A 24,344-nucleotide genomic window follows, 5' to 3' on the forward strand; every position below is an offset into this window, starting at 1 on the left:
GCGCACGCCTGATAAGCGTGAGGTCGATGGTTCGAGTCCATTTAGGCCCACCATAATTATTCCGCAGTAGCTCAGTGGTAGAGCTATCGGCTGTTAACCGATCGGTCGTAGGTTCGAGTCCTACCTGCGGAGCCATATAGAGAAGTACCCAAGTGGCTCAAGGGGCTCCCCTGCTAAGGGAGTAGATCGCGAACGCGGTGCGAGGGTTCGAATCCCTTCTTCTCTGCCAGATTTTGGCCCGTTGGTCAAGTGGTTAAGACACCGCCCTTTCACGGCGGTAACACGGGTTCGAATCCCGTACGGGTCATACTAAAAGAGATAGCATAATCTGCTATCTCTTTTTTGTTGTATAAAAGTGGACTTTTGATAGTCTGCTTTTTTTTATAGATTTTTGTATACTTTTTTCTATTTGAACCGTCTAACTAATAGAAAGGAGAGAGCGATGGAGTATGAAAAGGTCATTATAGAAACATCAAAAAGTATTTATAGATATTTGCTTAAAATTGGAGTAACACCAGCAGAAGCAGAGGATATCGTTCAAGATACGATACAAAAAAGTTATATTAATTTAAATGGGATTACCTCTTCTTATACATAAGAAGAGGTAATCCTATTTTTTGAATATGTTTTAACTCTCCGCTGAATGCCCATCCGGTTTCATAACAGCATGACTATATGCGGAGTGGAGAGTTTTGTATCCTAAAAGTGCAATAGTTAAGGCAAGGCCTCCTGCAATAATAGCCACACTAAATCCTGCGCGAGCTCCAAAAGTATCAATAACTAAACCAGCTACCGCTGATCCTAGAGAGACTCCAATACCAAGTCCTGTAATTGCCCAGGTCATTCCTTCGGTTATTTTTGATTCAGGTACGATTTTTTCCACCAGTCCCATAGTAATAATCATAGTAGGGGCAACAGATAAGCCTGCAAAGAAAACAATAACTACTAGCCAAGCAATAGTGTTTACGAAAACTAGTGGCAGCATTGTTACCATTGATAGTGTGACTGCTATTAAAAATTGATTATATGGTGGAGTACTGAGTTTAAGAGTGCCGAAAATAAGACCTGCCAGGCATGAACCGATTGCATAGACGGAAAGCACAAAGCTAGCAGCTACTGTGTTTCCTTGATGCTCAGCAAAAGCCACACTAACTACATCTATTGTGCCAAATATAGTACCTATAGCGATGAGTGTGAATACAAGCACTCGTAATGTATCAATTTTAAATACTGTTCCTTTGTTTGTAATGTCGTGGGGATGTACATGTGGTTCTGTGCTTTTTTGCATGGTGAATAGGCATACCCCGATTGTAAGAAAAACACATGATAAAAGTGGTCCTGCTTCTGGGAAGAACATAACACTTAAACTGACGGATAATACAGGACCAATGATGAAGCAAAGTTCATCGACGACCGATTCGAAGGAAAATGCTGTATGCAATTTATGAGATCCACGGTATAGTTTAGTCCAACGTGCACGTACCATGGCCGACATGTTTGGCATACAACCCGCACATAAGGCGGATAGAAATAGCGTCCAATAAGGAGCCTCATATTTCGTACATAGAAGTAAGAGAATCGTAAAGAAAACACTGATACCTGTAGTCGGAAGAAGTATACGAGATTGCCCTAATTGATCAGCCATACGAGAAATATGAGGAGCTAGTAAAGCTGATGATAATGTGAAGGTGGCTGCAACGGCTCCGGCAAGCCAATAGTCACCACGTAACTGAGATAACATTGTAACAATACCAATCCCCATCATTGATATGGGCATCCGAGCTATAAAGCCTGCTAATGAGAATCCTTTTGTACCAGAAGCACTGAAAATCTCACGGTAGGAATTAAACATAATAATCACCAAAGTATTTGACGTTTACATATACATTCTTCATTCTTGTAACTCCTCCTCTGTGTCGTTAATACCTTCTATAAAAAGGGACAGTGAGTCAATTTAGGGTATAAGTAAGAAGTTAGATTATCTTATAAGCTAGAAATAATTGACATACGCACCGTATGCCAATATCATATTAACATACGGTGCGTATGTCAATTGAAATGTTTTATCTCTGGATAGAGAGCTGACATTCAAAGGAGTTATTCTTTTACATAGAGAACGATACTATAATGGGATTCATTTTGAATAAAGAGAATGAATAGAAGTAGGAGGAAAAGATGGTTAAAAAAACAAGAGCAGAAATGATCATTGAAACACGCGCTAAATTGCTGAGTGCAGCAAGAGAGGCTTTCGGTACAGTTGGATATGTAAACACATCTATGGATGATTTTACTGCATCTGTCGGTTTAACGCGTGGTGCAATTTATCATCATTTTGGCGATAAAAAAGGATTGCTAGAAGCAGTTGTAAAAGAAATTGATATGGAAATGGATAATAAATTACGGAAAGTATCAGATGAGGCGGAAGGAAATTGGGAAGGATTTGTTGGGCGTTGTCGAGCTTATTTAACGATGGCACTTGATCCAGAAATTCAGAGAATCGTACTTCGGGATGCACCAGCAGTATTAGGAACTAGCTATTATCAATCATCACAGTCACAATGTTTAGCAACAATGGGTAATATGCTTCTGCAATTGATGCAGGAGCATATTATTGAAAAAACAGACTGTGAAGCTTTAGCACGGCTCATAAATGGGGGATTAGTGGACCTCGCTTGTTGGATTGCGAATTCTGAAGATGCCGAGGCACAGTTGTCTAAAGCTTTACATAGCCTATCACTTATATTGAATGGTTTGGTGTTAGAAATGAATGCATGATCTTAACGGATATTTTTAAAATTGATATACAGTAATTGTTAAAATGGAGGTGATACAGCGCATGTTAATTTATTTGCTCCTTTCGCATTAGCAGGCTGTTTATTTATATGGATAGGAAGTAATATATTGAAAAAAGAATGAAAGGGTGTTAGCAAGACGAGTAGGTGTAGTAGTTATTCTATTTGGAGTAGAAACAATATTGTTTCCACCAGTTGCATTTTTCTTCAACGTTGAGGGATTTTACTTTGGTATTTTAGCTGGGGTAGATATTGTTGTTGTATTTATTCTTCTCATAGTAGATCAGCTGGAAGTTTAATATGTTACGTTTTGCTTACTTGTATCTTGGAAAATGGTTTGTAGAATAGATTTCCATATGCTTAGGGCATCAGGGAAGAAATGCCCAGTTTCGTTTATATAGTGTGTTACTGCATGAGGAGTAGTTTGAGGCTACTCTTTTATTTCTTCTATTGATGAAACGATATTATCTGTACGTTGCTAAAAATGGAGAGGGGTAAAAACATTTTTAAAGTGGTAATTAAACTTGTTTATTTCGATTCACAATCTTTATAAAACATCCTCATTGGTATTGATTCCACACTTGATCTAATCATTTTACACTCTATGTGAAAAAGTTCACAAATAGGTCATAATTTGTGAAAGAATTCACAATAATCCGTGCTACAATATGTATGTAAAGAAGTTAAACAACATTAAATTAGTATTTTAATTAATTACTTAAACAATAATAAAAAATAGATGTAAACAATTGAAAGGGGAAATTAACATGAAAAAAGGTATCAATCGCGTAGTATTAGTAGGAACAGGAGCTGTAGGTTGTAGTTACGCTTACTCAATGATCAACCAAGGTGTAGCTGAAGAATTCGTACTAGTAGATGTTAATGAAGCAAAAGCAGAAGGGGAAGCAATGGACTTAAGCCATGCGGTACCATTCTCTCCATCACCAACAAAAGTTTGGAGCGGTAGCTATGCAGATTGTAAAGATGCAGATTTAGTAGTTATCACTGCTGGATTACCACAAAAGCCAGGCGAAACTCGTTTAGACTTAGTTGAGAAAAATACAAAGATCTTTAAACAAATCGTTCGCGGCATTATGGATAGCGGATTCGATGGAATCTTCTTAATCGCAACTAACCCAGTTGATATTTTAACTTACGTAACTTGGAAAGAATCTGGTTTACCGAAAGAGCGCGTAATCGGTTCTGGTACTACTTTAGACTCTGCTCGTTTCCGTTACATGTTAGGTGACTACTTAGATGTAGATCCACGTAACGTTCATGCTTACATCGTTGGTGAGCACGGTGACACTGAACTTCCAGTATGGAGCCACGCTACTGTAGGTGTACAAAAACTAGAAACAATCTTAGCGAACAACGAACAGTATAACCAAGAAGATTTAGATAAAATCTTTGAAAATGTACGCGATGCAGCTTACCACATTATTGAGCGTAAAGGCGCAACTTACTACGGAATCGGTATGTCACTACTTCGTGTAACTAAAGCGATCTTAAGCAACGAGAACAGCGTATTAACTGTATCTGCATACCTTGAAGGTCAATATGGTGAGAAAGATGCTTTCGTAGGTGTTCCAGCTGTTATTAACCGCGAAGGTGTACGTGAAATCGTAGAACTTGAGCTAAATGAAGAAGAAAAAGCGAAATTCGCTCATTCTGTAAAAGTATTAAAAGAAACAATGGCACCAGTACTATAATAATTGCTAAATAATTCAGAGGCGGGAAACTGCTTCCTACCTCTGAGTTTTTATATAATTTAATATAAATTCCTTTTCCGGTTTCCCTTGTATATCCCCAATATACCCCTTTTGCTGGAGAAGGGTCGTTTATAGAAAAAGCACTCTATTTTTGAATAGAGTGCTTTTGTGCGTTATCCCACTATTTGCGAGCAGAGTTTCACCTTATTCTTTAGGAGTTAACCTTGTGGCGATTTTTCCAAAACGGCATTTATCTCCCGCATACTCATTAGATATTCCTTGAGGTGGGAGTTTTCCGTCGGGAAGTGATAAAATTTGGGACAAAAAATGTTGAGAAATATTTTTAAACAATAGATTATTTCGCATGTATTTTACGTGAGAAATGGCGTGAAAAATGGAGAAAAACCAATAAAATAAATATTGAGCAACAATGCAAGGTGAGAAATAGTAAGGGGAATAAAGCGTTTGCAATGAATATTCGTCAAAATTCGATAATTTACACGGAGAATGTGAATATTTTAAGTGAAATTTAAGAAAAAAACGAATATTTTTTAAAAAATAACAAGGATATTTCAGTTTTTCGCAGAAATGATAAAGAGTAAAAAATTTCTGTCATCTTAGTGAGGTGAACATATTGGATGTAATAAATTGTGAAGAAGTGAAACGAGATGAGTTTCATACAGAAAAGTACTATGACAGTTATAACATCTTTGGCGCACATATTGTGACGGAAGATGGGATGCGAGGTGTACGATTCACAGTATGGGCTCCTCATGCGAAAGCAATGAGTGTTGTTGGGGATTTTAATGAATGGGATTATGAGCAACATAAGATGCTACAAGTGACAGAAGAGGGGATTTGGTCCTTGTTTGTACCGCATATTGAAGAGAATGATATATATAAGTATGCGATTGAAACGATGGATGGTGACGTTATTTTAAAAGCGGATCCTTATGCAGTATATGCAGAAGTAAGACCAAATACGGCATCTGTAGTTTTTGATATAGAGGGATATGAATGGAATGATAAAAACTGGATTCGTAAGAGAAAGAAAAAATCGATTTATAAAGAAGCGATGACAGTTTATGAATTACATTTCGGTTCTTGGAAAAAGAAAGAGGATGGCGCTCTGTATTCTTACAGAGAAATGGCCGAGGAGCTCATTCCGTATGTGGTGGAACATCAATTTACACATATTGAAATTATGCCGCTTGTTGAGCATCCATATGATCGTTCTTGGGGATATCAAGGAACAGGATATTATGCAGCGACAAGTAGATTCGGCACGCCACATGATTTGATGTATTTTGTCGATGAATGTCATAAATATGGAATCGGTGTCATTTTAGATTGGGTGCCGGGGCATTTTTGTAAAGATGCTCACGGTTTATATTTGTTTGATGGGACACCGACTTATGAATATAAAGATAGAGACGTACAAGAAAACCTTGTATGGGGAACTGTTAATTTTGATTTAGGGAAAAGAGAAGTACGTAATTTCTTAATTTCAAATGCGTTATTTTGGATGAGGCATTTCCATATTGATGGTTTCAGGGTAGATGCAGTTGCGAATATGCTGTACTGGAATAAAGAAGGAAAAGAGCAAAGCAATGAACATGCTGTTTCTTTCTTACGAGAGTTAAATGAAGCCGTGTTTGCAGAAGATGAAGAGTTTCTTATGACAGCGGAAGATTCAACAGCTTGGCCACTTGTAACAGCTCCAACATACGAGGGTGGACTTGGATTCAATTATAAATGGAATATGGGTTGGATGAATGATGTGCTGAAATATATGGAATGTGCGCCAGAGTACCGGAAATACATTCATGAGAAAATGACATTCTCTTTAATATATGCTCACTCTGAAAACTTCATATTGCCGCTTTCTCATGATGAAGTCGTTCATGGGAAAAAGTCGTTATTAAATAAAATGCCGGGAGATTACTGGGATAAGTTTGCTCAGCTTCGTTTATTATATGGATATTTCTTTACTCATCCAGGTAAGAAATTACTCTTTATGGGTGGAGAATTCGGGCAATTTGATGAGTGGAAAGACCTTGAAGATTTAGATTGGAATTTACATGATTTTGAAATGCATCGTAATATGCATGATTACTTTAAAGAGCTCATAGCATTGTATAAGCGCTCAAAACCACTTTGGCAGTTAGATCACTCGCCTGAAGGATTTCAGTGGATTGATGCTAATAATAATGAGCAAAGTATTTTCTCGTTTATCCGCCAAGGGGATAAGCAGGAAGATGCGTTAGTTGTCGTATGTAATTTTACGAAAGCTACATATGAAAACTATAAAGTAGGTGTACCAGATTTCGAGTACTATAACGAAATTTTAAACAGTGACTCGGCGCAATATGGCGGATCGGGGCAAGTTAATAAGAAACGTCTCAAGACGATTCTAGAGCCATATCATAATCAAGCGGCACATGTAGAAATTACAATTCCACCATTTGGCGTATCCATATTACGACCAGTGAAGACGAGAAAGGGGAGCAAAAAACAAGATGGCTCAAAAACAAAAGTGCGTAGCAATGTTACTAGCAGGGGGAAAAGGTAGTCGTTTAAGTGCATTAACAAAAAATTTAGCCAAGCCAGCTGTTCCATTTGGTGGTAAATATCGCATTATTGATTTTACGTTAAGTAACTGTGCAAACTCCGGTATTGAAACGGTGGGGATTTTAACACAATATCAACCGTTAGAACTTCATAATTATATTGGAATCGGAAATGCTTGGGATCTTGATCGTGTAAACGGTGGAGTCACTGTGTTACCTCCTTATGCGGAGTCTTCAGGTGTGAAGTGGTATACAGGTACGGCAAGTGCTATTTATCAAAACTTAAACTATTTAAGTCAGTATGAACCAGAATATGTCCTTATTTTATCAGGCGATCATATTTATAAAATGGATTACAGCAAAATGCTAGATTACCATATTGAGAAAGAAGCGGACGTTTCGATTTCTGTTATTGAAGTGCCGTGGGATGAAGCAAGTCGCTTTGGCATCATGAATACAAATGAAGAGATGGAAGTTGTTGAATTTGAGGAGAAACCGCAATTTCCAAGAAGTAATCTTGCATCAATGGGAATTTATATTTTTAACTGGGCTATTTTAAAAGAATATTTAGAGATGGATGCAAGAAACCCTGAATCTAGTAATGACTTCGGAAAAGATGTACTTCCGCTCTTGTTAGATGAAGGGAAGAAGTTGATGGCGTATCCATTTGAAGGATATTGGAAAGATGTTGGAACGGTGAAAAGCTTATGGGAAGCGAATATGGATTTACTTCGCGATGAAACATCGTTGAACTTGAACGATCGTAATTGGCGCATTTATTCTGTAAATCCAAACGAGCCGCCTCAATATATTGCACAGCAGGCAAAAGTAGAAGAGTCACTTATTAATGAAGGGTGCGTCATTGAAGGGGACGTGAAGCATTCTGTTTTATTCCAAGGAGTGACGGTGGAAGAAGGTAGTATGGTAATCGATTCTGTCGTTATGCCGGGGGCAAAGATTGGTAAAAACGTTGTGATTGAAAGAGCGATCGTTGGATCGGAAATGGTTATTGAAGATGGGACAATAATTCGTCCAGAAAAAAATGTTGATGATGTAGTACTAATTGCTGAAGGAAAATAGAAAAGGGGGATGAAATGAATGGGAGAAAAAATGTTAGGAATTATTAATGCAACGGGAAGTTTTCCTTCCTTAAAGAAAGTAACAGGGCATCGTTCATTAGCGGCGTTACCGTTTGGAGGCCGTTATCGCCTCATTGATTTCATGCTTTCAAATATGGTGAATTCTAATATTCATAGCGTGGCGGTTTTTACAAGTCATAAAAATCGTTCTTTAATGGATCATGTCGGTTCAGGAAAACAGTGGGATTTAGATAGAAAGCGTGATGGACTGTTTTTATTCCCACCGAACTGCCAATGTGATCATGACGAATTTGGATCTTTTGCACATTTTAGAAGACATATTGATTATTTTCTAAGAAGCAGAGAAGAATATGTTGTTATTACGAATAGCCATCTTGTAACAGCGTTAAACTTTCAAGCGGTGTTAGAGCGACATATACATACGTCTGCAGATATTACTGAAGTTTGTCATGAAGGGGTTTCGCTTCAAACATATGTGTTAAAGAAACAATTATTGCTAGACTTATTTGAGACATATAAAGATGTGGAGCAATACAGTTTATTTGATGTAGTGAGAGAAAAGAGTGGGAAATCACTGCATATTACTACGTACGAACATACAGGATATGTAGCTATTATTGATTCTATTGAAAGTTACTATAAACATAGCCTAGAAATTTTGCAGCCTTCTATTTGGAAGCAATTATTTAAGAAAGAAGCACCAATCTTTACGAAAGTAAAAGATGAGCCACCAACTCGTTATATGAAGGGTGCAGTAGTGAAAAATACGATGATTGCAAACGGCAGTATTATTGAAGGTGAAGTAGAAAATAGTGTTGTCTCCCGTTCTGTTAAAATTGGAAAAGGTTCAATTGTTCGTAATAGTATTATTATGCAAAAGAGCCAAATTGGAGATAATTGCATAATAGACGGTGTTATTATTGATAAAGACGTGAAAATTGGTGACGGTGTTGTACTAAAAGGAAACGCCGATGAGCCATATGTTGTAGAAAAAGGAAGCATTCAAAACAGTACGATTAATAGTTATTCTTAAAAGAATCAGTGGGGGTTTTTCCTCCACTGATTAAAGCATTCATTCAAATGAAAACTCGAAGGGAGGAAGCTGCAAGGGAAGTCGTATAAGCTTTTCGTGCAGTGGGACAACAAGTGAATATTTTATTTGCAGTATCAGAATGTGTACCGTTTATTAAATCCGGAGGTCTAGCTGATGTAGCAGGAGCGCTTCCAAAAGAATTAAAAAAATTAGGAGTGAATGTTCGCATTATACTTCCAAACTACAGTCTTATCCCGAAAGAGTTAAGAGAAGGGTGTACGCTTCATAAAGTAATTAGCGTTCCCCTTGGATGGAGAAATCAATATTGCGGGATTTTAAAAGGTGAGCAGGACGGGATTACGTATTACTTAATAGATAATGAATATTATTTTAAGAGAGATTCTCTATATGGCCATTATGATGATGGGGAGCGTTTTTCTTATTTTTCAAAAGCAGTTTTAGAGTGTATTCCGCATCTTGATTTCGAAGTGGATGTTCTCCATAGCCACGATTGGCATACAGCTATGGTGAATTTCTTACTACGTGAAAAGTATCAAGATAATCCATTATATGAGCATATTAAAACGGTGTATACGATTCATAACTTGCAGTTCCAAGGTGTATTTCCTCCTGAAGTGATGTACGACTTGTTAGAACTTGGTGATGAATATTTTCATAGTGAGCAGCTAGAGTTTTATGGAAATGTGAACTTTATGAAGGGCGGAATTATCGCTTCTGATCAAATTACAGCAGTTAGCCCGACATACAAAGAGGAAATTCAATATGAGTTTTTCGGTGAGAAGTTAGATGGATTGCTACGAAAATATAATGATAAGCTTAGTGGCATTGTAAATGGAATTGATACGAGCGTATATAATCCAGAAACAGATCCATATATTACGGCTCAGTATAGTGCAGAATCGCTAGATGAAAAGAATGAAAATAAACGCGCATTGCAGCGTTATTTTGGTTTACCAGAAAAAGAAGATACACCAGTTATTTCGATGGTAACACGATTAACGAAACAAAAGGGGCTGGATCTAGTACGTACTGTATTCCGTGAAATAATGGAAGAAGATGTACAATGTATTATTTTGGGATCAGGCGATTCTGAATACGAGCAGTTCTTTGAATGGATGGCATACGAGTATCCAGAAAAGGTAAAAGTATATATTGGGTTTAATGAAGCGTTAGCGCACCAAGTGTACGCGGGAAGCGATTTGTTTTTAATGCCATCACTGTTTGAACCGTGTGGACTTGGACAACTTATTGCGCTAGCATATGGCACGATTCCAATTGTAAGAGAAACAGGCGGATTAAATGATACTGTACATTCTTACGATGAGGACACTGGAACTGGGAATGGCTTTAGCTTTACGAATTTTAATGCGCATGACATGTTACATACGATTCTTCGTGCAATTGAGTTTTATCAAGATAAACCGGTATGGGATAAGCTTGTAAAACAAGCGATGACTGAAGATTATAGCTGGGAGAAATCAGCTCTTGCCTATAAGAAATTGTATAAAAGTCTCATGGAATAACATGTAGGTGGTGAAGAAATGTTTACTCATGTTGAAAGTTTCAAATCAGCTTTTCTAGAAAAGTTAGAGACGATGTATGGTAAAAGTTTTAAAGACTCTACAACTCGTGATCAATACAATACGCTTGGGTACATGGTACGTGAGTATATGAATAGTCAATGGATTGCAACGAACGAAAGTTATCGGTCTGGAGAGCAAAAGCAAATGTATTACTTATCCATTGAGTTTTTACTTGGGCGTTTGCTTGGAAGTAACATATTAAATTTAGGCATCAGGGATGTATGTGAACAAGGACTTTCTGAGCTTGGGATTTCTTTGCAACAATTAGAAGAGGTGGAAGCAGATGCAGGTCTTGGAAATGGTGGACTTGGACGATTAGCAGCCTGTTTCCTTGATTCACTTGCATCTTTAAACTTACCAGGTCATGGCTGTGGAATTCGTTACAAACACGGCTTATTTGATCAAAAAATTGTTGATGGTTATCAAGTTGAATTTCCAGAACAGTGGCTTCTTCATGAAAACGTATGGGAAGTAAGAAGGCATGATCAAGCTGTAGAAGTAAGTTATTTCGGCAATGTTGAACCGCTATATATTGATGGTCGTTTAGAGTTCAGGCATACGAATGCAGAAGTGATTATGGCAGTACCATATGACGTTCCAGTAGTAGGTTATGAGACGAGTACTGTAAATACACTCAGACTTTGGAATGCTGAACCAGTTCCTTTCCCGCAAAATTGCAAAGATATTTTGAAATATAAGCGTGAAACAGAGGCTGTATCGGAGTTTTTATATCCAGATGATACGCATGATGAGGGGAAAATACTTCGTTTGAAGCAACAGTATTTCCTCGTATCAGCAAGTTTGCAAAATATCGTTCGTATGCATAGAGAAAGATATGGTGACCTTCGTCAATTACATGAGAAAATTGCGATTCATATTAATGATACACATCCAGTTTTGGCGATTCCAGAACTAATGCGTATTTTATTAGATGAAGAAAAACTAGCATGGGAAGAAGCTTGGCACATAACGACACAAACGATTTCTTATACGAATCATACGACGTTATCAGAAGCGCTTGAGAAGTGGCCAATTCACATTTTTAAACCGTTATTACCGAGAATTTATATGATTATTGAAGAGATTAATGAACGTTTCTGTCATGAACTTTGGGAACGTTATCCATATGAATGGCATCGTATTGAAGAGATGGCGATTATTGCGCATGATCTTGTGAAAATGGCTCATTTAGCAATTGTCGGTAGCCATAGCGTAAATGGTGTAGCAAAAATTCATACGGAAATTTTAAAGCAACGTGAAATGCGATTGTTTTATGAGTTTTATCCAGATAAGTTTAATAATAAAACGAATGGAATCGCTCATAGACGTTGGTTAATGAAGGCGAATCCGCAGCTGACAAACCTGATTTCAGAGGCGATTGGAACAGAGTGGAAGAAAGAACCGATTAAGCTTCAAGCGCTGCAAACAGTTCAACATGATGCGAGTTTCCAAGAGAAATTTGCAGAGGTAAAACAAGAGCGTAAAGAGATTTTAGCGGAGCGTATTCATAATAAAATGGGGATTACAATTGATCCTAATTCTATTTTTGATGTGCAAGTAAAAAGACTACATGCTTACAAACGACAACTATTAAACGTTCTTCATATTTTATATTTGTATAACCGTTTGAAAGAGGATGCTAGTTTTACATTTTATCCGCGTACTTTTATCTTCGGAGCGAAAGCATCACCTGGCTATTACTATGCGAAAAAAATTATTAAATTAATCAATGAACTCGCAAGGAAAGTAAATAATGATCCGTACGTAAGCCAATATATGAAAGTTATCTTTCTAGAAAACTATCGAGTGTCTTTAGCGGAAGATATATTCCCAGCTGCGGATGTGAGTGAGCAAATTTCAACTGCGAGTAAAGAAGCATCAGGAACAGGGAATATGAAATTTATGATGAATGGTGCGATTACACTCGGAACGTTAGACGGAGCTAATGTTGAAATAAAAGACCGGGTCGGTGATGATAACTGTTTCATTTTTGGTTTAACAGCGGAAGAGGTTCTTCATTACTATCAAAATGGTGGATATCGTGCAAGTGATTATTATCACCACAATATGCATATTAAAAAAGTAGTAGATCAGTTAACGAATGGTTTCTTTGCACATTCGGGAGCTGAATTTGAAGCGATTTATGATTCTCTCGTAATTCAAAATGATGAATACTTCGTTCTGCGAGATTTTGGTCCATATGCGGAAAGGCAAGAAGCTGTTGGTAGAGCGTATGAAAACCGAACGAAGTGGCTAGAAATGTCGATTTTAAATATTGCACAGTCTGGTCATTTTGCGAGTGATCGAACGATTTTACAGTATAGTAATGAGATTTGGAGTATTGGTAATGCGGTTACACAGTATTAAGTGAAAGTCCCTTTTGAAGGGACTTTTATTCATGGAGACAAAGTGTAAAAATGAATAATACGTATAGGGACGCTAAAGTGTATTCACTTTTAAAAGAGGAATATAATCACTTAAAAAACCGAGCTTAATCTCATTAAGCTCGGTTTTCTTTTTTTGCTTAAGAAAGAAATGGGATAGCGGTATATATGATACCTGTTCCACCATATTCTCCCGTCGCAAAGTATGAAAATGTAAAGAAACCTGTAAACGTAAAAATTACAATTAGAAAAAGTGCAAAGATAAATTTTAGCATGTAAGGTCCCCTCATCCAAAAATAACTTCATATATTATTATAGTATAAGGATATAGGGTTTCCAATCATTACCTGGTTAAAAATGAGAAGTCAGACATGTTTTGTATGTTGTCATGGCATGATTATTTGTAATAGATTTTGTGTTTTTTGTAAAAGTCATGTTGTGATGAACATGTGCATATTCCCAGTCTTGTTCATTAAAATGGACATTGCGCGGAGGGAGAAGGGGAACGACATCAAATAAATTAACAAAGCGAAAGCTACTAGCTACTTGTAGTTTATAATAATTACGAAATGCAATATCGCCCACTTTGGGAGAGGCAAATGTATAAAGACCGTACTGTGCGAAGGCGGTGTTGATACGCGCATCGAGTATATGTAGTGTGGCGAGCGCGCCGCCTAAGCTATGGCCTGTTGCAAGAAGTTTCTTATGGGCTGGTAATGACACGAGCATATCCATAATAGAATCCCGGCAAGATTCATAAATTGAAAGAAAGCCGTTATGAACATTTCCGCTATTTAAAGCGTATGGGTATGGTCTTTGGTTGACGAGTGAATCGATAATCCAATCTGTATCTGTTTGTGTGCCCCTAAAAGCTACAATAATCGTATCCTCAGATTCTAATATGAATCCGAACCATTCTGTCTTTTGAATGGCCTTTCCTTGAAACCCTTGTACATATTGGAACCCATCGGGTATTTCGAAAATGCCATTTTGTTTATATTGTTCATACGTTAACTCGCAGCAAGATGCTAACAATATGGCAGTATCTTTATCAAAGGATAAAGGAGTACGCATCAAGAAAGCCCTCCTTAAGAAAAGGTATAGTTCAATATATGCAGTGAGGGACTTGATTCATTCTTTTTGAAAAAAGGCTTGAACCTACAGTTACGTAAGGGAGTATGATTTTTGTAAACATATTGTTAGGAGGAGTGTAGGATGAGCAAAAAGGAAGGCTATTCAATTGGTGAGTTTTCAAAGAGAACAGGTATATCAATAAGGACACTACAGTATTACGATGAACTTGGTCTGCTTAAACCTGAAAAAAATATAAGTTCAGGACACCGTGTATATAAAGATAGAGATATATTAGCGCTCCAAAAAATAGTGAGTCTTAAAGTATTAGGATATAGTTTAGAAGAAATTCGTGTCATGCTCAATGTGAAAAGTTTGAATATAAGCTTAAAAGAAACATTACAAAATCAAAGAGTAGCCTTTGAAGAAAAGAAAAAACAACTTGAAGTTTCGATAAAGGCGATTGAACGAACAATGGTATACCTTGAGGAAGATGAAGAGGTAGATAGTAACATATTAATGAGCTTAATTAATAGTATCCAAAAAGAAAACGAACAACGTTTATGGCTTGAAGAATATGTATCAAAAGAAGTGGCTGATGGATTATATAATAAGCCGGAAGAAGAGGACATAGCACTTGATAAAGAGTTTATGCGTTTAGCAAAAGAAGTGAAAAGGTTATTTGGAAGACAAATTGAAGATTCAGAAGTGCAAAAATTGGTTGATGAACATATGAAAGCGACTCTTAAGTATGTCGGTGAAGAGACAATGTATTCTCTAGGTAAATTAGAGAATGTAGAAGAACAATATAATAATACGATGCCTTCTCCTTATACAGAGGAAGAAGAGTTATGGCTTAATGAAGCGATGGAATGTTATATGGTTAAAAATGGTTTGTATAGTCCACCTAAATAAAAAAGCCGATTTCAATCTCAAGGAATCGACTTTTTTAGTTATACTTAATGAACTAACGCATGCGTTAGTTCATTAAGTAAGAGGTTTGAAAAATAGCCTGTATATATTTGAACGATGAATAACTTACCTATTTTCTTGTGTTTGTTTGCACCATATACAGAAAATCAGGGAAAATATAACATATTATTTATCTGTTTGTTTTTGCTTTTTTTTCAAATACTCCGCACGCAATTTTTCAAGTTGCTGCTTTTTATCAAATTTGGCAGGCGTCTGTTTTTCATGAAACTTTGCCACAGCTACCTGACTTTTGTAATCCAATTGATATTTTCCCACTTTGTTCACCTACTTTTCTTGTCTTTAAAGAGAATCTATTCAACCAATATAATATACCTTATTTTACTGAAGTAAACCTTATTAATTTTTTACTTATATCTATTTTAATCCAAATATTACCTTATTAAACCAACCTGCCCGTTAGCTTAAGGCAGATTTTATCTAAATAATGCGGGGTGAACCAAAATGGAGAAAAAACGAGGACAGCATTATGTCTGGACATATTATCTAACCTCATGGACTGATGATTTGGAAAATTCATTTCGGAATTCTTCACCTAGTATGCGTAACTCCTCAACCAACGTGTTGTTGTTTGTAGACGTAAATTAAAACACCCTTTCATGCAGTACTATGAAAGGGTGTTTTAATTTTATTCATTCTCTTAAGTTGATGGCTAAGGCCCCAGAAGGACACTATTTATTCTTTCCCATCTAAAAGGCGACCAAGTCCGCCTAAAACGCTGCCTTCACCGCTGTTTTGAGCTGCTGGGCTTGTAAGGCGTGCTGCTAAGCGGCTAAGTGTTAAGGACTGAATCCAAACCGTTCCAGGACCTTCTAGCGTTGCGAAGAATAAACCTTCGCCGCCAAATAGAGCTGTTTTTACTTTTCCAACGAATTGAACATCGTAGTTAACATCTTTCGTCATTGCAACGAGACAACCTGTATCAATGCGAAGTTTCTCGCCAGGTTTCAATTCACGCTTATATACAGTTCCGCCTGCATGCATGAAAGCTAGACCATCACCTTCAAGTTTCTGCATGATGAAACCTTCACCACCGAAGAAACCAGTTCCTATTTTTTTAGTAAACTCAATTCCGATAGAAACACCTTTTGCGGCACAAAGAAATGCATCTTTTTGGCAGACTACTTTTCCTTGATATTCTGTTAAATCAACAGGAATAATTTTTCCAGGATAAGGAGCGGCGAATGATACGTGTCGTTTGCCATGACCTGTATTTGTAAATACAGTCATAAACATACTTTCACCTGTAACGAGACGTTTACCTGCGCCCATTAATTTACCGAATAGACCACTAGATGGTCCAGAACCATCACCGAAAATCGTTTCCATTTCGATATGATCTTCCATCATCATCATTGCGCCAGCCTCTGCGACAACGCTTTCTTCTGGATCCAATTCAATTTCAACAAACTGCATATCATCGCCATATAACTTATACTCGATTTCATGTGCTTGCATTTTTTCACCTCATCATATGTAGTAATTATATTGTACAGAAATCAAAGGAATTAGAATACTGTAGTTTTATTAATTTTTGAATAAAAATAGAATGAAAATTTAAGGTTATACTAGAATTATAAAAAACGATGGGACGAAAGTGTTCTCATTTGACGTTTTTGATATAGCATGATATAGTGAAAACACTATTGAGCTACATAATGTGGTACGGAAATAAAGCACGTTGTATTAAAGGCTGTAAGCTTGTTATACATTCATGTCCTTTATATCCACCTTTTCATGTGGATTCATAGTTTCATTTTTATTTAGGAGGTACATGACATGCAAACAGGTAAAGTTAAATGGTTTAACGGCGAAAAAGGTTTTGGCTTCATCGAAGTTGAAGGCGGAGAAGACGTATTCGTACATTTCTCAGCTATTCAAGGCGACGGCTTCAAAACTTTAGAAGAAGGTCAAGAAGTTTCTTTCGAAATCGTTGATGGAAACCGCGGACCACAAGCAGCTAACGTTACAAAAAACTAATTAGCTAGCGAAAAAAAGCATTCCGAATTTCGGAATGCTTTTTTTATGCTTTAGAACCAGACTCATCTGAAGATAATTCACCTTTAAAGGTGCGTTCTTCAGAGTCATCAAGCAATTGTTCATATTCTTCATGTTCTTCTGTTGCGAAAACTTGTGGGTTTTTTCCATACATATCTGTTCCAATAAAGTTTTCGAAATCCTCTACATACCCAACATTTTCTTCACTATTTACGTACATGCCATTATAGTTTTTTGAATCCTGTCTTTCTAAATCGGATGGTGTTTCTGATGTTCCGTAATTTGCGACGTCTTGCCAAGCATCTTCAGCATCGTACTCTACAGAATGATCTTCGTCGTGCTTATGAAACGAAGAATTTAGCACCTCTTCTTCAACTGGGCGCGCCTTCATATCTAATTTATTTGTAGTGTGCTGAATACACGTTGTAGCAGTTGGCATTGCTTCTAATCTTTCAAATGGAATTTCCTCACCAGACACTTCGCAAATTCCGTACGTACCAGCTTCAATTTTTTGCAGAGCATGTTTCGTATCTTCTAACTGTTTATGCCAAAATTCGATGAGTCCGAAATCTTTCTCACGTTCGTACAATTCTGTAGCCATATCACCTGGATGGTTGTCATAGCTAGACAATTCTCCTACTGAATCACGTTCAGATGCACGGTTTTCATCTTCATGAGTTTGTATCGTTTGTTCAACTTCTTGCTGTTGTTTTTCTAGAATAGATTTAAATTGATTTATTTGTTGTGGAGTTAACATAGTCGTCCACCTTCCTACAATTCAGTTTCTTTACATAGTATGAGCGTTGAGAGTAGGAATTATGAGATGAATTTCAGCCGGGAAGTCGGTATATGAAAAAAGGAGCCGCATAAGCAGCTCCTTTCTATCCCGCTATTTGCCGGGCAGTAAAACTCCCACCTTAGAATTTGGCTGGAGCAAAGAAGTTAGGTGGGAGTCGGGCTACCCGTAAACGCCCGATTGGTGAGGGCTAATAATCAGTGGGTGATGAACAAAACCCCCACTGATTAAAGTTTCACTTTATAGGAAGTATCCAAGCAATAATCCGATTCCCATTAGGAGACCGAAAATTGTATTTGTTTTTGCTGTTGAAATCATCGCAGGTACCATTTCCATTGGAATGCTTTTGCCGATAAAGCCTTTCGTCGCTTTAAATGCTTTCGGTACACTTAAGAATACGATAAGCATCCATGGTGATACGATGTTAACGATGATTAAAGCGATTGTCCAAATGTAGGCAACGATAAACATAGAAGCAAGTACACCAACGGCTCTTTCGCGTCCAATGAGAATTGCTAACGTTTTACGACCATTTTCTTTATCACCATCTAAATCACGAATATTGTTAGATAGTAAAATTGCACCAATTAAAATGGAGCTTGGAATAGATAATAAAATCACTTCTGATGTTACTGCGCCTGTTTGGATAAAGAATGAAATACCAATAATAATGACACCCATAAATAATCCTGCTGTTAGCTCTCCAAATGGTGTGTACGCAATTGGAATAGGGCCACCAGTGTAAAGGTAAGCAACGGCCATACAAACAAGACCGATTGCAGCAAGCCACCAGCTAGAGTTCATACAAATATAAACACCTAATAGCGTTGCGATGCCTAAAAATCCGAATGCTAAGTTAAGCACGGTTTTTGGTTTAATGCCATCGCGGACGATAGCCCCTCCGATTCCAACTGAACCTTCATGATCGAGTCCTCTTTTATAATCAAAGTATTCATTAAACATGTTCGTTGCTGCTTGAATGAGAAGGCAAGCAAGAAGCATCATAAAGAAAAGAGGAAGATGTATTTGATTTATACCTCCGACCTGCATTGCAAAAGCTGTTCCGATGAAAACAGGAACGAAAGCTGCTGTTAATGTATGGGGACGTAATAAACTCCACCAAATTCGCCAGCCTGTTTGTTTACTTGGCTTTGGCGCCGTAGGAGAGGAATTCGTTTCGACGTTCATTTCCATGTTGAATCCTCCTTGGTCACATATTGTACACAATTAAGTGTAGAAAAAGCATCATTTAGTGTCAACGTTTATTTTCTAGGAAGAGAAGGTGAATTTCTCAGAAATGCTAAACGTTGACAGGCCTTTCCTTTGAGGTGTATCTTAAAATCAAGCGTAATTATGACTATTTTTCGCCCATAGGGGGGAGACAATTGTGATTCAAACGAAACGAAAAGGCTTACAAGAAGTTCTTGTTACAGCTATTAAGCGTACGACTGATGAAAAAACATTAGTTAGTTTTGTAAAACAAATAGATTGGGTGGATCCACTTCTGTTTTATGCAGCAGGAAAAAGGATCGCATTCGAAAATAGATGTTATTTTGCAGACCCAGCTCAGCATGTAATATTTGCTGGAATTGGCTCTGTTTTCACTATAGCAAATTCTTCTCACAAACGCTTTCAAACTGCTCGTGACGAGTGGGATAAAGTAAAAGAGAAAGCATTCGTACAAAGAGAAGGATACGAATTTGGAACAGGTCCTCTTTTATTTGGTGGATTTTCATTTGACCAAGAAAAAGAAAAAACGAATCTTTGGAAAGAATTTGATGATACCACATTTTCACTACCAGCATTTTTATTAACTGTAAAAAATGAAAAGGCGTGGTTAACGATTAATCAGTTCGTTTCAGCTGAAGATTGTGCAGAAACTCTTTATAACGAAATTATTTCTGTAGAAGAGAGAATTTTACAAGAGAGTAAATGTGCACTAGTAGGATCAAAATTAACAGTTACTTCTAAAGTAGAAGTTGATCCGAGTGGCTGGATGAACGCGATTGGAAAAGTGCAAGATGAAATGAAGCAAGGGAACGTGCAGAAGGTTGTATTAGCAAGGGAGCTAAAATTAACGATGGATCAGCATATTGATTCCGTTCTTGTTTTAGAAGCGCTTCGCATTGGGCAACCGGATTGTTACGTATTTTCTTTTGATTATAAAGGAGCATGCTTCTTAGGGGCGACACCTGAGCGATTGATTCGAAAAGAAGGCGAGAAGTTCACATCGATGTGCCTTGCTGGTTCAATTGGTCATGGCAATTCTATAGAAGAAAGTAAACAAAATGGTGAGACGCTTCTTCATGATGAAAAGAATTTGGCTGAACACGGTTATGTAGTTAACATGATTCGAGGTGTGCTAAGTGAGCATTGCGAATCTGTTAATATTCCGGAGAGCCCAGGCTTATTAACGACGAAAAATTTAATCCATTTATATACGCCAGTAGAAGCAAAAGGTGATGCAAGTCTTTTAACGATGGTAGAAGAATTACATCCAACACCAGCTCTTGGTGGTACACCTCGTCATGAGGCGTTGAAATTAATTCGTGATGTAGAGCTTTTAGATAGAGGATTATATGGTGCACCAATTGGCTTTATAGATGATGAAGGAAATGGTGAATTTGCGGTTGCACTTCGCTGCGGATTATTAAATGGCGAGAAGGCATCCTTGTTTGCCGGCTGTGGTATCGTAATTGATTCAGTAGCGCAGCTTGAATATGAAGAAACAAGTTTGAAGTTTAGACCGATGCTTGGTGCTTTGGAGGAATTAATGAAATGAACAATCATATAGAAGCATTATCATATTATTTAGGCGCGTTCGTGGACGAACTGACGCGTCTAAATGTATGTGATGTTGTCATTAGTCCTGGCTCACGGTCAACGCCGATTGCCTTACTAATGGAACAACATGAAGGAATGAAAACATATTTACATGTAGACGAAAGATCAGCAGGATTTTTTGCGCTCGGTATTGCGAAAGCAAAAAAACGTCCTGTTGCGCTATTATGTACGTCAGGGACGGCAGCAGCGAACTATTATCCAGCTGTATGTGAAGCGTTTCATTCACGAGTGCCGCTTATCGTATTAACAGCGGATAGACCGCATGAATTAAGAGATGTGGGTGCACCACAGGCGATGAATCAATTTAATTTATACGGTACTTTTGTGAAGCAATTTACAGAGATGGCACTTCCTGAAGCGAGTGAAGCAATGTATCATTACGCTCGAATGACAACGCAGCGTACGATAGCAAGCGCACTTCTAGCGCCGCAAGGACCTGTTCATCTTAATTTTCCAGTTCGCGAGCCGCTTATACCGGATTTCTCATTAGAAAGTTTATGGGATAAAGGGCGTGGTGAATATACAGGAGTAGTTCAGCAAGGGAACGTGACGATGCCGAGTGAATATGTAGATTCTCTTGTAGGGCGCCTTTCACATATGGAAAAGGGGCTTATTATTTGTGGAGACGGCAGTCATCCAGAAATAACAGAAGTTGTTATGAAAGTAGCTGAGAAAACAGGGTATCCAATTTTAGCAGATCCACTTTCTAACCTCCGTAGTGGTAATCATGATAAAACGATGGTTATAGATTGTTACGATACATTTTTACGAAATGAATTGTTAAAAGAAACGTGGAAGCCGAATGTTTTAATTCGTTTCGGAGGAATGCCTGTCTCTAAAGCATTAACGCAGTTCATCAAAAAACAAACGAAAGCTGTTCATATCGTTGTCGATGAATCTGGACAATGGAGAGATCCAGCTCTAGTTGCGACAGAAGTTGTACAAGCTAGTGACAGTGAATTTTGCAGAGCATTACTAGAGAAAATGCCAGTTATGAAAAAGAATGATTGGTTCGGAATGTGGAAACATATAAACGAGAAAACGAGAGAAACGCTTCGTGAGATGGAAACATATGAAACGGCATTTGAAGGAAAAGTAATTACGGATATTGTAAGTGTATTACCAGAAGGGGCAACGTTATTTGCGAGTAATAGTATGCCAATTCGCGATACCGATTCATTTTTCTTCACATCGGATAAAAACATTCAAGTAATGGCGAACCGCGGTGTAAATGGTATTGATGGAATCATTTCAACAGCTTTAGGAGCGAGTATTATTTGTGATCCGCTCGTATTAGTAATCGGTGATTTATCATTTTATCACGATTTAAACGGACTATTAGCCGCGAAACTACATGAGTTAAATATAACGATTGTTGTTGTAAATAATGATGGTGGAGGTATTTTCTCATTCTTACCACAATACGAGAAAAAGGAACATTTCGAATCATTATTTGGAACACCAATTGGGCTTGATTATGAACATGTTGTCAAAATGTATGGTGGTTCATTTAGCCGTGTAAATGGTTGGGAAAACTTCCGAGAAGAAGTACAAACTGGAACGAAAACGAATGGATTACATGTTGTGGAAATTTGTACGAATCGCGAAGAAAACTTGAAATTACATCGTGAACTATGGGCAAAAACAATGGACGTTATTACTACATCTTTGCAAGGTGAATCAAAATGAAAGTAACATTGCAAGGTGTATCGTATGAATATGAAGTAGCCGGAAGCGGGGAACCACTTCTACTTCTTCATGGTTTTACGGGAAGCATGGAAACGTGGGGTTCCTTTATTCCTTCTTGGAGCGAGCAGTTTCAAGTCATTCTAGTAGACATTGTTGGACACGGGAAAACGGAAAGTCCTGAAGATGTGACGCATTATGATATTCAAAATGTGGCGCTGCAAATGAAAGAACTACTGGATCATCTTCATATTGAAAATGCGCACATACTTGGCTATTCAATGGGTGGTAGACTTGCGATTACGATGGCATGCCTATATCCAGAATATGTGCGTTCACTTCTTTTAGAAAACTGTACAGCTGGACTTGAGAGTGCAAAGGAGCGAAAAGAACGCAAGGAAAAAGATGAACGACTTGCCGATAAAATTGAGCAAGAAGGCATCCGAAGTTTTGTATCGATGTGGGAAAATATTCCGCTATTTGAAACGCAAAAACGTTTAGTGCAAAACGTAAAAGAAGCGGTGCGAAAAGAACGACTTGCTAATAATCCAAAAGGACTTGCAAATAGTCTTCGCGGCATGGGAACAGGGGCTCAGCCTTCATGGTGGAACGAATTGCAAAACCTAAAAATGCCTGTCCTTTTAATGAATGGAGAAAGCGATGAAAAGTTCTTTCGCCTATTAAAAAACATCAAAAAATGCATCCCTCATGCGAAATTTGTCAAAATTGATGGGGCTGGCCATGCAATTCATGTGGAACAACCGGAAAAGTTTGATACAATAGTAAAGGGATTTCTAAAAACTATGCAGTGTTACTTTTTTCAGCAAGAAGGAAGTTGCACTTATAGCGGAGATCAGAAATATAAAAGGAGGTAATAGTAATGACTATTGAATGGGTAAAAGAAGGCAATTACGAAGATATTATTTATTCAACATACAATGGCATCGCAAAGATTTCGATTAACCGCCCTGAAGTACATAATGCATTCCGTCCTAAAACGGTAATGGAGTTAATCAATGCTTTTGCACACGCTCGTGATGATGCAAATGTTGGCGTTATCATTTTAACAGGTGAAGGTGGACGTGCATTCTGTTCTGGCGGCGACCAAAAAGTTCGCGGTCATGGTGGCTATGTAGGTGACGACCAAATCCCACGTTTAAACGTATTAGACTTACAACGTCTAATTCGCGCAATCCCTAAACCAGTTATCGCAATGGTAGCAGGTTATGCAATCGGTGGTGGACACGTACTTCATATCGTATGTGACTTAACAATCGCTGCAGACAACGCTGTATTCGGACAAACAGGTCCTAAAGTAGGAAGCTTTGACGGTGGATACGGAGCTGGTTATTTAGCTCGTATGGTAGGCCATAAGAAAGCTCGTGAAATTTGGTACCTATGCCGTCAATATAGTGCACAAGAAGCACTTGATATGGGCTTAGTAAACACAGTAGTACCATTAGAAGAACTTGAAGCAGAAACAGTACAATGGTCACAAGAAATTTTAGCAAACAGCCCAATGGCACTTCGTTTCCTAAAAGCTGCATTCAACGCAGACACAGACGGTTTAGCTGGTATTCAACAACTAGCTGGAGACGCAACGTTATTGTACTACACAACTGACGAAGCAAAAGAAGGCCGCGACGCGTTCAAAGAAAAACGCACTCCGGACTTCGGTCAATTCCCTCGTTTCCCGTGATCAAACCAAAAGCGGAAGCGGCTCGCTTAGAATGTGAGGGGGATGGAGCTTCTGACAAAGAGGCG

21 protein-coding genes, 3 tRNA genes and 1 pseudogene are annotated in these 24,344 nt (G+C 37.9%); 18 read left to right on the forward strand and 7 right to left on the reverse strand.

Going from position 1 to position 24,344, the window contains the following annotated elements; all coding sequences use genetic code 11:
* Positions 1-60: 60 nt before the first annotated feature.
* The 4 genes from CQ058_RS24875 (at position 61) to CQ058_RS31910 (ending at position 598) form a co-directional block, all read left to right on the forward strand.
* Positions 61-135 (forward strand) — tRNA-Asn (locus tag CQ058_RS24875).
* A 3-nt stretch (positions 136-138) separates the two neighbouring features.
* A tRNA-Ser gene (locus CQ058_RS24880) sits at positions 139-229 on the forward strand.
* 6 nt (positions 230-235) lie between these two features.
* Positions 236-307 (forward strand) — tRNA-Glu (locus CQ058_RS24885).
* 135 nt (positions 308-442) lie between these two features.
* On the forward strand, positions 443-598 hold the full coding sequence (locus CQ058_RS31910) for a hypothetical protein (protein ID WP_165690453.1): 156 nt from the start codon (positions 443-445) through the stop codon (positions 596-598).
* Between the two features lie 30 nt (positions 599-628).
* Here the strand turns inward: CQ058_RS31910 and CQ058_RS24890 are convergent, their stop codons facing one another.
* A complete protein-coding gene (locus CQ058_RS24890) occupies positions 629-1,852 on the reverse strand; it encodes an MFS transporter (protein WP_002192379.1) in 1,224 nt (407 codons plus the stop codon).
* 323 nt (positions 1,853-2,175) lie between these two features.
* Between CQ058_RS24890 and CQ058_RS24895 the strand changes: the two genes are divergently transcribed.
* From CQ058_RS24895 to glgP, 8 genes are all read left to right on the forward strand, one after another.
* Positions 2,176-2,775: a TetR/AcrR family transcriptional regulator gene (locus CQ058_RS24895; RefSeq protein WP_002067839.1), complete on the forward strand. Its 600-nt coding sequence runs from the start codon at positions 2,176-2,178 to the stop codon at positions 2,773-2,775.
* 145 nt (positions 2,776-2,920) lie between these two features.
* The gene (locus CQ058_RS24900) at positions 2,921-3,091 is read left to right on the forward strand and encodes a hypothetical protein (protein WP_002067841.1); all 171 of its coding nucleotides are present in this window, start codon (positions 2,921-2,923) and stop codon (positions 3,089-3,091) included.
* A gap of 468 nt (positions 3,092-3,559) precedes the next feature.
* Positions 3,560-4,504 (forward strand): L-lactate dehydrogenase, encoded by a 945-nt coding sequence (locus CQ058_RS24905; protein WP_000715348.1) that lies wholly within the window; start codon positions 3,560-3,562, stop codon positions 4,502-4,504.
* Between the two features lie 634 nt (positions 4,505-5,138).
* Positions 5,139-7,076: a 1,4-alpha-glucan branching protein GlgB gene (gene glgB, locus CQ058_RS24910; protein ID WP_078205273.1), complete on the forward strand. Its 1,938-nt coding sequence runs from the start codon at positions 5,139-5,141 to the stop codon at positions 7,074-7,076.
* Positions 7,024-8,154: a glucose-1-phosphate adenylyltransferase gene (glgC, locus tag CQ058_RS24915; RefSeq protein WP_002089246.1), complete on the forward strand. Its 1,131-nt coding sequence runs from the start codon at positions 7,024-7,026 to the stop codon at positions 8,152-8,154. Before glgB ends, glgC begins: the two co-directional genes overlap by 53 nt.
* An 18-nt stretch (positions 8,155-8,172) precedes the next feature.
* Entirely contained in the window at positions 8,173-9,207 is a 1,035-nt protein-coding gene (glgD, locus tag CQ058_RS24920) for a glucose-1-phosphate adenylyltransferase subunit GlgD (RefSeq protein ID WP_002015798.1), read from the forward strand.
* 113 nt (positions 9,208-9,320) lie between these two features.
* The gene (glgA, locus tag CQ058_RS24925; RefSeq protein WP_002191045.1) at positions 9,321-10,751 is read left to right on the forward strand and encodes a glycogen synthase GlgA; all 1,431 of its coding nucleotides are present in this window, start codon (positions 9,321-9,323) and stop codon (positions 10,749-10,751) included.
* Positions 10,752-10,769: 18 nt separating this feature from the next.
* Complete coding sequence (gene glgP / locus CQ058_RS24930) at positions 10,770-13,178, forward strand: glycogen phosphorylase (protein WP_002015802.1); 2,409 nt, start codon at positions 10,770-10,772, stop codon at positions 13,176-13,178.
* A gap of 157 nt (positions 13,179-13,335) precedes the next feature.
* Here glgP and CQ058_RS32415 read toward each other — a convergent pair whose 3' ends face one another.
* Both CQ058_RS32415 and CQ058_RS24945 read right to left on the reverse strand, forming a co-directional pair.
* Positions 13,336-13,470 carry a hypothetical protein gene (locus tag CQ058_RS32415; RefSeq protein WP_000911073.1) on the reverse strand — a complete coding sequence of 45 codons (135 nt, stop codon included), beginning with the start codon at positions 13,468-13,470 and terminating at the stop codon, positions 13,336-13,338.
* Between the two features lie 76 nt (positions 13,471-13,546).
* Positions 13,547-14,269: a lipase family protein gene (locus CQ058_RS24945; RefSeq protein ID WP_002143573.1), complete on the reverse strand. Its 723-nt coding sequence runs from the start codon at positions 14,267-14,269 to the stop codon at positions 13,547-13,549.
* A 141-nt stretch (positions 14,270-14,410) separates the two neighbouring features.
* On the opposite strand from CQ058_RS24945, the gene CQ058_RS24950 reads away from it, so the two are divergent.
* Positions 14,411-15,181, forward strand: coding sequence for a MerR family transcriptional regulator (locus CQ058_RS24950; RefSeq protein ID WP_002015805.1), 771 nt, complete (start codon positions 14,411-14,413; stop codon positions 15,179-15,181).
* 183 nt (positions 15,182-15,364) lie between these two features.
* On the opposite strand, the gene CQ058_RS31915 is transcribed toward CQ058_RS24950, so the two are convergent.
* Both CQ058_RS31915 and CQ058_RS24960 read right to left on the reverse strand, forming a co-directional pair.
* The gene (locus CQ058_RS31915; protein WP_000521653.1) at positions 15,365-15,514 is read right to left on the reverse strand and encodes a hypothetical protein; all 150 of its coding nucleotides are present in this window, start codon (positions 15,512-15,514) and stop codon (positions 15,365-15,367) included.
* Between the two features lie 417 nt (positions 15,515-15,931).
* The gene (locus CQ058_RS24960; protein WP_002191043.1) at positions 15,932-16,714 is read right to left on the reverse strand and encodes a TIGR00266 family protein; all 783 of its coding nucleotides are present in this window, start codon (positions 16,712-16,714) and stop codon (positions 15,932-15,934) included.
* Positions 16,715-17,035: 321 nt separating this feature from the next.
* Between CQ058_RS24960 and cspD the strand changes: the two genes are divergently transcribed.
* The gene (cspD, locus tag CQ058_RS24965) at positions 17,036-17,236 is read left to right on the forward strand and encodes a cold-shock protein CspD (RefSeq protein WP_001193051.1); all 201 of its coding nucleotides are present in this window, start codon (positions 17,036-17,038) and stop codon (positions 17,234-17,236) included.
* A gap of 43 nt (positions 17,237-17,279) precedes the next feature.
* On the opposite strand, the gene CQ058_RS24970 is transcribed toward cspD, so the two are convergent.
* On the reverse strand, positions 17,280-18,011 hold the full coding sequence (locus CQ058_RS24970) for a yteA family sporulation protein (protein WP_002034523.1): 732 nt from the start codon (positions 18,009-18,011) through the stop codon (positions 17,280-17,282).
* 279 nt (positions 18,012-18,290) lie between these two features.
* Complete coding sequence (locus CQ058_RS24975) at positions 18,291-19,244, reverse strand: 1,4-dihydroxy-2-naphthoate polyprenyltransferase (RefSeq protein ID WP_105590030.1); 954 nt, start codon at positions 19,242-19,244, stop codon at positions 18,291-18,293.
* Positions 19,245-19,437: 193 nt separating this feature from the next.
* Between CQ058_RS24975 and CQ058_RS24980 the strand changes: the two genes are divergently transcribed.
* The 4 genes and pseudogenes from CQ058_RS24980 (at position 19,438) to menB (ending at position 24,279) form a co-directional block, all read left to right on the forward strand.
* Positions 19,438-20,832, forward strand: coding sequence for an isochorismate synthase (locus CQ058_RS24980; RefSeq protein WP_002191042.1), 1,395 nt, complete (start codon positions 19,438-19,440; stop codon positions 20,830-20,832).
* On the forward strand, positions 20,829-22,583 hold the full coding sequence (gene menD / locus CQ058_RS24985; RefSeq protein WP_002164870.1) for a 2-succinyl-5-enolpyruvyl-6-hydroxy-3-cyclohexene-1-carboxylic-acid synthase: 1,755 nt from the start codon (positions 20,829-20,831) through the stop codon (positions 22,581-22,583). The genes CQ058_RS24980 and menD overlap by 4 nt, the downstream gene beginning before the upstream one ends.
* A pseudogene (menH, locus tag CQ058_RS24990) lies at positions 22,580-23,389 on the forward strand (2-succinyl-6-hydroxy-2,4-cyclohexadiene-1-carboxylate synthase); the annotation flags it as partial. The gene menD and the pseudogene menH, both read left to right, overlap by 4 nt.
* A gap of 71 nt (positions 23,390-23,460) precedes the next feature.
* Positions 23,461-24,279 (forward strand): 1,4-dihydroxy-2-naphthoyl-CoA synthase, encoded by an 819-nt coding sequence (menB, locus tag CQ058_RS24995; RefSeq protein WP_002089233.1) that lies wholly within the window; start codon positions 23,461-23,463, stop codon positions 24,277-24,279.
* Positions 24,280-24,344: the final 65 nt, after the last annotated feature.

Source organism: Bacillus sp. MYb56, assembly GCF_002976445.1.
Classification (GTDB): domain Bacteria; phylum Bacillota; class Bacilli; order Bacillales; family Bacillaceae_G; genus Bacillus_A; species Bacillus_A mycoides.